The 12,381-nt window shown below is 27.4% G+C and carries 7 protein-coding genes; 1 reads left to right on the top strand and 6 read right to left on the bottom strand.

All coding sequences use genetic code 11. The features are described from left to right. Positions 1 to 16: 16 nt before the first annotated feature. From L1276_RS20570 to L1276_RS20545, 6 genes are all read right to left on the bottom strand, one after another. Positions 17 to 919, bottom strand: a complete 903-nt coding sequence (locus L1276_RS20570; RefSeq protein WP_253791159.1) for a BRCT domain-containing protein — start codon at positions 917 to 919, stop codon at positions 17 to 19. Positions 920 to 1,399: 480 nt separating this feature from the next. Further along, a complete protein-coding gene (locus tag L1276_RS20565; RefSeq protein WP_253791156.1) occupies positions 1,400 to 4,387 on the bottom strand; it encodes an AAA domain-containing protein in 2,988 nt (995 codons plus the stop codon). Positions 4,388 to 4,543: 156 nt separating this feature from the next. Beyond that, positions 4,544 to 6,112 (bottom strand): DndE family protein, encoded by a 1,569-nt coding sequence (locus L1276_RS20560; protein ID WP_253791154.1) that lies wholly within the window; start codon positions 6,110 to 6,112, stop codon positions 4,544 to 4,546. Further along, positions 6,102 to 8,204, bottom strand: coding sequence for a DNA sulfur modification protein DndD (dndD, locus tag L1276_RS20555; RefSeq protein ID WP_253791152.1), 2,103 nt, complete (start codon positions 8,202 to 8,204; stop codon positions 6,102 to 6,104). The genes L1276_RS20560 and dndD overlap by 11 nt, the downstream gene beginning before the upstream one ends. Continuing rightward, on the bottom strand, positions 8,201 to 8,383 hold the full coding sequence (locus L1276_RS20550) for a DNA modification system-associated small protein (protein ID WP_253791150.1): 183 nt from the start codon (positions 8,381 to 8,383) through the stop codon (positions 8,201 to 8,203). Before L1276_RS20550 ends, dndD begins: the two co-directional genes overlap by 4 nt. 1 nt (position 8,384) lies before the next feature. Beyond that, complete coding sequence (locus L1276_RS20545) at positions 8,385 to 10,583, bottom strand: DNA-directed RNA polymerase subunit alpha C-terminal domain-containing protein (protein ID WP_253791148.1); 2,199 nt, start codon at positions 10,581 to 10,583, stop codon at positions 8,385 to 8,387. A 324-nt stretch (positions 10,584 to 10,907) separates the two neighbouring features. Here L1276_RS20545 and L1276_RS20540 point away from each other — a divergent pair, with 324 nt between their 5' ends. Continuing rightward, the gene (locus L1276_RS20540) at positions 10,908 to 12,377 is read left to right on the top strand and encodes a recombinase family protein (RefSeq protein WP_253791145.1); all 1,470 of its coding nucleotides are present in this window, start codon (positions 10,908 to 10,910) and stop codon (positions 12,375 to 12,377) included. Positions 12,378 to 12,381 lie beyond the last annotated feature (4 nt).

The raw sequence follows: 12,381 nt of genomic DNA, 5'->3' as shown, positions 1-12,381 counted from the left end.
CTCTAAATCGGATTTATTATAATAAATCGTCTATAAGATCAGAAAAATCAAATTCATGTATAAGCATAATAAAATATCCTTCTTTTCTTAAATTAATAGCTTTTTCAACTTTTCTTCCGTAACATGAAAAAGCCCAAGCTGGATTACCATTATCACCAACAATTAAATAATCAGTCTTTTTAGTAAGGCTGTCTGTTGGTATACCTCCAAGTTTAATAATATCTCTGTGAAGATTCTCTCTATTTCCTCTTTGTAAAACTCCTGTAATGCAAAAAGTTTTACCTTCAAAAACCACCTCAGGTTCACTCGTACAAAGACCTGAAATATTTACATCAATTGTTTCATTTTGAATCTTCTGTCTTATTTCATCATCATGAATTTGTACAAATTGCTTAAAAAAAGCCATCAAAACTACTCTTTCTTCTTCTTCAATTTTATTATCAGATAAAATAGAAAGAACTAAACTTCTTATTTCATCATAAGGATAATACGTATTTAAATGTTCATTGTCATCCAGCCATTTTTGAAGATCATAAATTTCTTTATCAGTAATAATCCCATCTGCTAAAATACCGTGACAAATACCTTGCAAAATCTGAAGATCTGAAGTTACCGCATTATAGTAGTAATTACCGTTTTCGTATTTCTGACATAACCAATATAAATCATCAATTGTTTCTTTTGCTGGAATTTTATTGGATATAGCATCTTCAATAATAATCATGAATTCGTTCAAAGGATTACGATTCATTAACTCTCTATGAGCAATAACCCATTTTTGAAGTTCTTTTATTTCTTGGATATTAATTTCGTCATCTAATTTAATACCCAATAAAAATCCTTTTAGAGAACTAATAGCTTTATCTGTTTGGGATTTTACAGTATACACTTTTAATAATTCCTGATCAACATTTATCATAATGAATTGATTTTATTATAATTATAAAAAATAATTTTGACTATAAGATTATTTATAAAGTGTAAATATTAAGCTTTATATTTTGTAATCATTACGGAAAACCATAATCATAAAAATTATATCAAAAATATCATTAACGAATTAAAAATAATTAAGTATATATACCTGTTTTATAACTTTACTAAAGGATTAAGAATTTAAGACTTCCAATTTTGCCATAATTATTGAATTATAATGCTCGTTATAAAAAATCATGTGCAAACATTATTAGAAATTAATAAAGATAATAGATTTTATTATCTTAAAAGTGATATAAAACAAAAAAGCCACTCAATTGAGTGGCTTTTTTGTGAACGCAGAAGGAGTGAATACGAACCTTTTACTTGAAGATTTGAAACTTTTAGCTGAATCGTTTGATGATATTTTGCTTTAAGAAGTAATCTTAATTTATAATCATAGATTTTGATGTTGTATGAGAGATTACTTTTTTGTTTCGTAAATTAAATGGTTTGAGAGAATACCAGATGGAGTCTTGCTCTTTTTATCTAATATTTCTGTATTTGCAAAAACAATAAAATTATCTTTAGCTCTTGAAACTGCTACATTTAACATATTCGGCTTATTGTCTCTATCAAAAAACATTGTACCTGAATCGCCTTTTCCATAAACCATTGAGAACAAAATTATGGATCTTTCAGCTCCTTGAAGTGCATGAACGGTTCCTAATTTTAATTTATCAACATTAAATCCTGCATTTTTTAATGCGTATCTCAAACTGTTTTTTTGACCAACAAAAGGAGTAATAATACCAATAGAATCTTCAACTTTTCCATATCTCTCCTCTATTCTCGTTTTATTCTGAACTAACCAATTAACTATTGCCTTTACTTCATTCTCATTGTAACGACTTGAATTTTTTACCGTCGAATTTCCTTCAACATGAACGCAATACATTGGAGGGAATAATAAATCACTTTTTGCTGGTCCTTTAAGTGGTACTAGCTTTCCATGGTATGCTAAAACATTGCAATAATTAATAATCTCATCAAAACAGCGTCGATGCTCAACCAAAGTAACACCTTTTTCCTTTGCGTCAAGCTCTCGAATATTACTCGAATTTTGAGCCATTTTCATTATACTTCCAGTTGAAGCAAGAAAACCTTTAGGATCAAACTCTTTTTCATAAATAGGATCATCATAACTTTTAATGATGTTGCATTTTTTTAAATTACCAATATCAATTTTATTGGTAATATTCCAAACAGGCTCAATTTGTTTAACATCACCTACAATTACTGCCTGCTTAGCCAGAGAGAATGTTGCAACTCCAACCTCAGGAGCAACCTGACCTGCTTCATCAACAATCAATAAATCTATAAAACTATAAAGTGGTGGAGTGTCAAAAATATTTTTACCATCTTCACCTTTTTTGAAAAACCTGAAAAAACTAAAAAATTTAGGGGCCATGTAAAATGTGCTTACAAAACAAGGCGTTAACATTGCTTGTCGCTGCCATCTATTTATGATTGCATCAAATCCTTTTCTATCGAAACTTTCATCATTCAAATCAGATTCTAATTTCAATAGCCATCTTCCTTCCCAGTAGTGCAAAGCAAGTTGAAATGCTTTGTGACGAAGAGAAACATCTAGCTCATCATAAAAACAATTTGGTTTGGTACCATTTTTAATTTTCAAATACTCAAATTCCCAGTATTCTTCTTCTGTTTTAGGTGGATTTCCAATAATTGAATTAGAAATTTTCCATTCTTTCCAATTATTAATAGACTCAATAATCCTTTTTGCGGTTGTTATTTTATTGTTAATCTTTTCAAGTATTGCACTTTTTGTATAAACAAATTCTTTGGTTTCACTTATTAATGAATCTCTCAATAAAATTCTAACTTCAGATACTCTATTCGCTAAAGCTGATTTCAACCCAAAATAGCAAAATAGCTTTCTAAAGAAAGATTCATTATTAAAGTATGAAATAATTTTTTCTTCTAATTTATTTAAAATCTCAATATCAGATTGAAACTGCATTTCGTTTAAAATGTTTTCAGAATAATATGTCTTACGAATGCTGATATTATTTAAATAACCATTTGAAAATAGTTCTTCATTTTGTAAGTAATCTTTCCATTTTTTAGATGCTTCATTTAATATTGTCTGGATATTTAAAATTTCCTTTTGGATTTTTTTTATACCATCATTAATATTTAAAATCTTATCTTCTAAATATTTTGAACAGTTTTCGGTAAAATAAGGTTTTGCTATTTTTAAGTACGAATGATTTTCAACTCTATTAAACAAGCCTTCACCATTTTGCTTCTTGTAGTTTATTCCTTTTAGTTCTGCTTCTGTTTTTCCATTAGCTGGTAAATAAGTTGCATATCCTTCAATTTCTGGTAACCATCTGCCTTCTAAATTACCTGGCTTTGTATTTGATTGTGAAAAACTATCTATTATATTTGTTACTGCTTGATTATTCGTTGAACAAGCAAGAATTATAGAAGGTTGATTCCCAACAATGGCACTTTCTACAAATTTGTTAGCAACTATACTTTGCAACAAAGTCGTTTTTCCTGTTCCCGGAGGTCCATTAACTGCAAAAACTTTGTCATTTGTATTTAAAAAGGTATTTAAACTTTTACGCTGGGATATTGAGATTGGGAAATCAAATCCCATTTGTCCAGTATGCAGGAAATTTGAATCGATGAATTCAGATACATTTAATGGATTGTTTTCTTTAGGATTATTTAGCGTTATAAAAGTCTTTAGTAATTCAGGAATGTTGTCTTCTTTTAATATCTTCTCATACAAATGAATTATACCAATAGCGGCATTTATATCTTCATCTGGCAATAAAACAATCGCATTTTTTAAAGTTTCATAACCCTCTGTTTGATAATTCTCAATGTTCTGATTTATGGCTAAGGCAAAAACATTTTTTACGTAATCTATATATTGCTTATAATTCACATATTCTTCCCGACCTACAGCAGTTGCATTATCAATATCTTCAACTGTACCAAATACAAATTCAGTTCTTTCATCAGCTAAAGGCTCTAAATACTTTCTTTGGAAAACTGGAAAATATTCTTCAGGAACTTGTAGCCTTCCTTTTCTATCTAGTTTAGCAAAATACCAAAACGGAAACTTAGGCTGTTTGTCTTTTAAGAAAACAAGATTTTCCGTTGTAGGCCTTATTTTTATTGGAGAAATCAATACTTGGACTTCATCTAAAGCAACCCAATTCTCACTTTCTTTACTTAAAACTCCTTTTTTTTTATTTATACTTGCTTCTTCAAAATCTATCAAGTTATTTACGCTTATCAAATCTTCTATTTGCTGAATGTCAATTTCAAAACTATCAATTTCAAAATGTTGAAGTTTATCAATATTTATATCTGCTTTCAAGGAATCAGATAAACTTTTTTTCCAATATGTTAACCACTTTTTATATTCCATAATTTCTCACTCCCCTTAATTTGTAATCAAATTCTTTTTACACTTTATGATATATAATTAGACTTAAAAAAAAACTAACTGCAAAATAAAATCTGTCATTGCAGCATCCTTAAACTGTAAAATTAAACCGTTCTAAATTTGTCCTCGAGTAATTCTTTATATGTTTTCTTCTCTTTTAGTCTTCCACCATTGCTTTAATTCAATAAGTTTTGGTTCTCCCATATTAATTAATCCCCTACCAGAATCCAGCATAGATAATTGAGAATTTAATTTCACTTCGCTATTTACGCTTCCAAGAAATGGTATTATTCTTTTAGAAGATTTATCATTAACATTTGCACAAATTGGAAACTGTATTTGAGACATAAAATTAAAATCATTATATATAAAATCTTGAGTCTCTTGAGCAATTAAAATTATAATTATCCCCATTGATCTTAGCTCTCTTAGCATTGATTCAATTACAGGTCTTGCATTTTTATGTTGCAAAAAGTTTTGAGCTTCATCAATAATAATAACATGTTTCAACTCTTTAATATTATTGGTAACAATAGTATCACCCGATTTTTTAATACTATCATACATATATTTTAAAAGATTGAATGTTACAAATTGTTTAATTTCTTTTGTAACTTCGGAAGGCATAGAAATGTATGTACTTTGATTAAAGATTGAATAAGTATCTGACTCATTATATATTCCTGAATTTATCAATTGTTGTATTACACTTGTTGTTGTGTCAAATTTACCTTTATTTTTTTCTAGAATCGTTTCTAATAATTCATCTAATGTTGGTGCTTTTTTATTTTCAAAATAATAATCTTTAATTTCTCTGACTAAACTTGCAGATTGAACCTGTCCAATACTTTTAAAAAAAGTTCTCAAATCACTCGCAAATGATTCTATATAATTTTGATTACTTAAATCGTAATTTTTCAAAGGACTGAAAGGAAAACCATTTTGATGATTGATATTAATAAAAGTTGCCTTTGTTGAAGCTAAAAAAGAATCCAGTTTTTCTTTCGTATCAGTACCTTTAAAATCGAAAAAAGTATATTTTAATTCATAATCTGTTTGTTTAGAAATTTGATAAATCAAATCAAATACAAATTGTGTTTTTCCAGAACCTGTTGTACCTGCTATACCAAAATGTCTACTTGTATATTCTGTTTCATCATTAATTTTTATTTTAATAGAATTGCCATCTAGATCAGTTCCTAAACAAAGTTCAATAGGCTTACTTGAAGTATTAATTTTTAAAACATTAATTTGAGACTCATTTTGGTTAACAATGTGTACATTCGTACTTCTCATTAATAAACCCTTATTAATGGCTTTTAATAAAATGTCTATGTGATCCCCTTTTGAGATGTTCCCTATATCAATCTGGTCATTCCAAATGTTTAGACCGTGATTTAAATGAAGCTTAAACAACTTTGCAAATTCTTCTTCAAAAGTATTTTTATTATAATGCTGATCTAAAATAGACTTAAAAATTATTGTATTAGAGCTATCTCCAATAATAGTTCCAAATAAAGCTTTATCATCACGAAATTCTTTACCATCTGAGCTAGGTATTTCTTCGTTTTCAATATCAAAAATCTTACCTGAGAGCAAACTATATGAGAATGCTATTCGAGGAACAATACCTTCATTTTTGAAATTGTATAAAGTTTTTAACTTGTATAACAACTCATCGTTTTCTTTGCTAATTTTAATTCTCATAACTATGGAAATATCCGTTTTTTAAATTTGTATTGGCTCCATCATTTACCAATAAATATGATTTTGAAACATTCTCTGAAATATCTTTAAATCTTTTTGGTGTAATCTCACTATTAGTTGAAAATAAGACAACTTGTTCTGAAAGAGTAGGATAATATTTTTTAATAATACTATCTCTATGTTCTTCATCGAGTCTTCCAAGTGGTGTATCAATAAATATAGGTAAGCTTTGAATTGATTCTTTTAAAATAGCTTTTATTAAACAAGAAATATAAATCTGTTTTTCACCAGATGACAAGGTCTCTTTTCGAATTTCATTATCATCTTGGTCTATAAGAGTTATTTTCATGCCTTGACCAGATGCTAGAATTGTTACTTTGACATCTTCAATAAATTTACTATGATTCTCTTCACTATTTAGTTTATGCATTAAAGTTTTCAATTCAACCAGAATTGTTTTTTCTAAACTTTCTTTATGCTTATTTTTTTGTTCGTCTAGAAACAAATTTAAAACTTCAATATATTCGTTACTTTTCTTAATTTTTAGTTTATTTTGTTCATTTATATCTACTTTTTTAACAAGTGCAACTAATTGTTGATTAAGCCTAACAATATCGTTTTTAAGTTTTGTAATTTGCTGAAGATTTTCACCAATATTCCTGTTTTTTTCAGTTATGTTATAATCGGCAGTCTCTTTTTTTGAAGAATAATCTAAAATTAATTCATCTTCTAAATCAGCATCTACTTTATTAAGCGTTTTATTTAAATCAGAAAGTTTAATTTTTGTTTCGTTGAATTCATCAATTGTAGTTGCAAATAAATCTTTTGATTGAGTATTTATAACATTGATTGCATCAACAACTAATCTTTTTTCCGAGTTATTCAAATCGTGATCAAATTCTAATTCTACATAATCACCATTTTCTTTAAACAATTCAGAACCTAATGACTGAGCTTTTTGATAATAAAAGATTTTGTCTTTTAAAGACATTGTTGAGTTTTCTGGTTCGGGAGGCTTGTTAAAAAGTAATTCAATAAAACTTTCTATTTTTTCTGAATTTTCTTTTAAAAAGCTTTGGGAAACTTCATTTTTTTCCTGAATTTCAAGATGTTCTTTTACTTCTTCTAATTTTCCAGAGAGCATCGCTAGTGGAATAATTTCACTTAGCTCATTAAATCTTTCATTCAATTCATTCTCTTTAACTTTAAGTTTCTCAATTTCAATTACAACAGTTTCTCTGTCAAACATTGAATTTCCTTGCTTACTATGTTTAGATATTAAATTGTCGTATTCTCGGATGTTTTTTTTAAGTCCGTCAATTTCTTTCAATCTTTCAGCATTTTCTTCTTCAAATTTTTCAATATCAATTTCTGAAATTTTAATTTCATTTTCTTTATTAGCAATTAATTCTTGCAAATTTTTTGTTGCACCTTCTTTTTTAAGATTATTAATATAAAAATCAATATCTTCTATAAGTGTTTCATAAGTGTCTAATCCTAATATTTTTCCTAATGCGTCATTAATAAAACTACCCTCTTCTTTTATAGATAAATTTGCAATCTCACCAATCTTTTCAGCATCAAAAAATACAAATTTTGCAGCGTCAATTGGAATGATATAATCATTGATAAAATTAATTTTATCATTTTCTTCATTAAAGATTTCAATATTAGAAATAGAATCAACAATCGACAAAGTTTCACTCATTGAAGCCACATCAAAAGTTCTTGTTATAATTATACTTTCCGAATTTAAAGACAATGTTTTTAGTTCAGGTAATTCAATTTCTGTAATAATAATATTTACAGAAAAATTAGTTTTGTTTTCTCTTTTTGCAGACCAATTAAGAGATTGTTGCATAAAAGATGAATAATTTTTTTCTTTTTGTATTTCTTTTTTGAAATTCTCATCTATTTGGGAAATTTTATCACCATAAAGACACCAAACAATAGCTAAAAGAAAATTGGTTTTGCCATATCCATTTCTACCACCTATAATAATAATATTCTTATCAGAACTAGTAGTTAGATCAATATTAACCGAATTATAATATTGTCTAAAATTTTTTATTTCTATATTTGAAAACTTCATTTTGTTGCTTTTTCGATTATATCATTAATTTTTGGTTGATGATAATTATTTCTTTTCAAAAGTTTTTTTGTTTTTACAGATTCAAGTAAAGATTTTAGAGAATCATAATTTATATCTTTCGACAGACAAATTTCTTTTAGTCTTGTTTCTTGCAATATTTTAGCTTCTTTGATTTTCATATTAAAAAGTTTGTATTTTTTTTGCGATTTCTATAAAATTTAATTCTTCTTTTTCATTCATTTCTTTAGCTTCAAATAACTTCCTTTGTTTATAGAAAAAAACATATAATTTTTCTTCTCCTGGCTTATTTGCTGAAGGCAAGCGTTTTTTATTAGAAATAAATTCTATCAGTTCTTTGTATTTATAAGATGTGCTTAATCTTCTTCTTTTATTTGAAGTATCTAATTGGTTTATAAGTGAGGTTATAAAGTTTTCTTTTTTACTTTCAAGTTTACCTTTATCGATTTTACTTCTCTGAACATTGTACCACCTATATAATTGTATTTCTTCTTCTGGACATCCACTTGAATATGGAAGACGATTCTCCTTTTCAATAAATTCTGCTAAAAGCTCAAAGCTTTCCTCCCATGTTTTTAAAACAGATTTGTTAAATGATGATAATGGAATAAATATATCTGTATCATATTTTTTATAAGAAAGCCCAACTGTTGAATCTTTATAAAAAACAAATAGTCCAGACTCATCAGCTTTTAGATTATCTAAAATACTCCTTTCGTATGTTTCAGGTCTAAATTTTATAACATACTCTGCTATTTCTGAAATATGTTTAGGTTTATAAGCATTGTGCAAAAAATCTTCTGTAATCTCTCTTATTGTACCACCTTTAAACCCTTCAAGTTCTTCTTCCCACTTTTTTAGCCCAAAAACGCTGTTTCTTCCGATTGGTACAAAACCATTTATTCTTTTCAGAGTAGCTCGAACTTTAGCATCATCAGTCTCATAATGAGGGTGCAATTCCATAATTTTTTGAGTAATCTCGTTTACTTTCGATGGTTTACCTAGTTGTTGTAACGCTTCATAGGAGTATTCAAAGCCTGATTTTGAAGAATTTCTTTCAAAAATTAAATTATCTTCTAAATCAATATAGATCTCGAATTCTTGATTTACCACCTTTTCTGCAATACTTATAATTGAGTTGAGAGTTTCTAAATTATTATTAATTAAAAAATTAGATAAATAACTTTTAAAACTAAAACTATAAGTTTCTTCAATACGATCACTTAATCTCCGATTTATATCATTTGCGAATAAAACAAAATCAAATTCTATTGCAAGTTCTTTTTTAATTAAATAGAAATTATTCCAGTTATGTCTATTTCTAGCAGTAAAAAATTTTGGCTGTAAAACATCTTCGAAATTTCCAATAAGTTCATATTCGTAAGACCAATAGGAATATATTATATATGTTATAAATTCTTTAGTGAAGTTTGTTTTATTTTGAATGTTAATGGATTCCACTCGAGTATCGTCTATCTCTAAGTAATATTGAATATTATCAATATTATATTTTTGAAGTAAATTATCATTAAAGTTTCGAATAAAAAGTAGTTTATTAAATAACTCTTCCAAAATAATTTTTCTAACTTGTCTAACTCTTTCTCTGGTCAAATTTACTTCTTGGGCTATGCCATCAAGAGAAAGTTTTGAAGCGTGGCGATAAATTTTAAAAGCTTTTCTAAAGATTTTTGTTTGATTTACATCATATAAGGCATTTTGATTTATTAGAAAATTAATCAATTGAAAAATTGATTCTGATTCCAATATTTCGTAAGGTATAAAAGGTAAACGAAACGTTTTCTGAATTAAAAATTTATTTTTTAGTGATATTATATATTTAGCATCTTCATTTTTACTTACTTCAACAATAAAATCTTGAATAATGCTAATATATGCTTCTAATTCAGAGACCGAACGAGCACCTACATTTCTTATTTTTTTAATATCAAAACCATCTGAAAATAATATTCTATCTGCAAAATTTTTAATCTTAAAATTATCCTCCAGAAATATTTTGATTGCATTTTTACTTCTAATTGAAAGACTATTTGTGTTTATTTGGATAAAACTATTTATTACTTCTCTTTGATTTCTAGACAATTCAGAAATAATTATTTTTAATTTGTTTTCAATTTTGGTCGGATAAATATCATCAAAACCAAAATCAGTATTTTTATATTTATTGTATAATTCTATTAACTCTTCATTTGATTTCTTACCACAATTTCTGAGTTTATCGAAAGAGCAATTTTCTTGATAGAATTTAATTATATCTTCAAGCGTTTCAAGTCCACTATATTTACAGGCGTGATAAGAACGAACACTTAAGTTTTCGTTTTTATAAATTTCATCAATTGTCATTAAATATTTTCAAATATTAGATTCAGTCTTTGAATATTGTGAAACAGAAAATAAATCATTTACTTTCTGTTTTCAAGATTTCCAACAAATATTATTCTTTTTCATGGGTCAATTTTACGGAAAACCATATTTGTCCTTCAAATATATCTATTCGCAAAAATTAACAACCACGTATTTATACCTGTTTATTTATAATTAATGTCACTAATATTTCTGTGTTGATTTATCCAAAAATTACTGTTTTTGTAAATTTATGTAACTAATTGAGATGTCTACACATGTCCCTGCTAAAAACAAATCAAGAAATCTCTATATATTATTGCTATGGAAAATGCTTATTTATATGTCAGAGTAAGTACTGACGAACAAAAAAGAAAAGGTTATTCCTTGCCTGAGCAGGAAGAAAGATTATTGAAGTATTGCAAATTCTACGATATAGAAGTCAAAGGAATTTATCGTGAAGATTTCTCCGCAAAGAATTTCAATAGACCAGAATGGAACCGATTATTTTCAGAAATTAAAAAGAAATCATCAGGAGAAGGTAAAAACATATTATTTATCAAATGGGATCGATTCAGCCGCAATATTGAATATGCTTACGAAATGATTGGAAAGCTTCGGAAATATAAAACAATAGCAAAAGCTATTGACCAGCCAATTGATTTCTCCGTGCCGGAAAGTACAGTTATGCTGGCGGTATATTTAGCTGTTCCGGAAGCAGAAAATACTCGGAGAGCTCAAAACACTTCAAACGGCATTCGACGAGCGAAGTTGATGGGAAGATATCCTAACAAGGCACCATTAGGTTTTATCAATTTAACATCAATGGATGGTAAAAAAGGTATAGCTCCCAAAGAGCCTGAAGCTGAAATCATAAAATGGGCTTTTTATCAAGTTGCAAAGAATGATCATAGAATAACTGAAATCATAAAAACAGCTAATAATAAAAGATTAATTTGTTCAAGATCACACTTTTTCAGGATTTTGCACAATCCAGTTTATTGCGGACTTATACCGGTCAAACTTGAATCTAGCGAAGAGCAAGTGGTAAAAAGATTACACGAACCATTGATATCTGAAACTTTGTTTAATCAGGTTCAGTCTGTTATTAATACTAAAAGAAAAACTACTGCTAAAAGAGATGATTTGCAATCAACATTTTTTCTCAGAGGTTTTTTAACATGTCCTATCTGTAATCGAAAACTTAGCGGAAGTATCTCAAAAGGAAGATCAAAAAATTATCCATATTATCATTGTCATAATGGCTGTAGGACAAGGATAAGTGCATTCTTTCTCAATGATTGTTATCAAAATAAACTCCAACAATTAATACTCTCAAATAATGCGATTGAATTATTTAAAAAAATTTTAGAAGAGCAGAATATAAACACACAAAAAGCAAGTTATTTATACACCCAAAAAGTATTAGCGAGGAAAATAAAAGAAGAGGGTATAACCCTTTCTCAAGGCAGAAAACTATTTATAGCCGGAATATTAAAAATTGATGATTACAATGAATTAAAAAAAGAGACTCAGGTCAGTACCAAAAATCTTAAAAAGGAAGCACATGATATTGCTGTTAAATTAAAAGCTATTGATAGAAAAAATCAAATCGAAGAAAAAGCATTAGTTGAAATTTTTAAGAGTTTTTCTGAATTTGAGACCTCAGATAAAAGACATTTGGTAAATCTTATTCCACCAACCGACATTAATTTTAAAACAGGTGACCTATCTTTAGATTTAAATCAGGCGCTTTTAAAAATTTTATCAAAAAAAAGTAACCCAAAAAAGTAGAAAA

Source organism: Flavobacterium sp. HSC-32F16, from assembly GCF_024171645.1.
In the GTDB taxonomy this organism is placed as follows: domain Bacteria; phylum Bacteroidota; class Bacteroidia; order Flavobacteriales; family Flavobacteriaceae; genus Flavobacterium.
Note: the sequence above shows the minus strand (reverse complement) of the source record. Positions and strands in the feature narration are given on the sequence as shown.

Coding starts and splice junctions, on each gene's coding strand:
- L1276_RS20550 (WP_253791150.1), bottom strand. CDS start 8,383: ATGAAAATCAAAGAAGCTAAAATATTGCAAGAAACAAGACTAAAAGAA.
- L1276_RS20570 (WP_253791159.1), bottom strand. CDS start 919: ATGATAAATGTTGATCAGGAATTATTAAAAGTGTATACTGTAAAATCC.
- L1276_RS20540 (WP_253791145.1), top strand. CDS start 10,908: ATGGAAAATGCTTATTTATATGTCAGAGTAAGTACTGACGAACAAAAA.
- L1276_RS20545 (WP_253791148.1), bottom strand. CDS start 10,583: ATGACAATTGATGAAATTTATAAAAACGAAAACTTAAGTGTTCGTTCT.
- L1276_RS20560 (WP_253791154.1), bottom strand. CDS start 6,112: ATGAGAATTAAAATTAGCAAAGAAAACGATGAGTTGTTATACAAGTTA.
- dndD (WP_253791152.1), bottom strand. CDS start 8,204: ATGAAGTTTTCAAATATAGAAATAAAAAATTTTAGACAATATTATAAT.
- L1276_RS20565 (WP_253791156.1), bottom strand. CDS start 4,387: ATGGAATATAAAAAGTGGTTAACATATTGGAAAAAAAGTTTATCTGAT.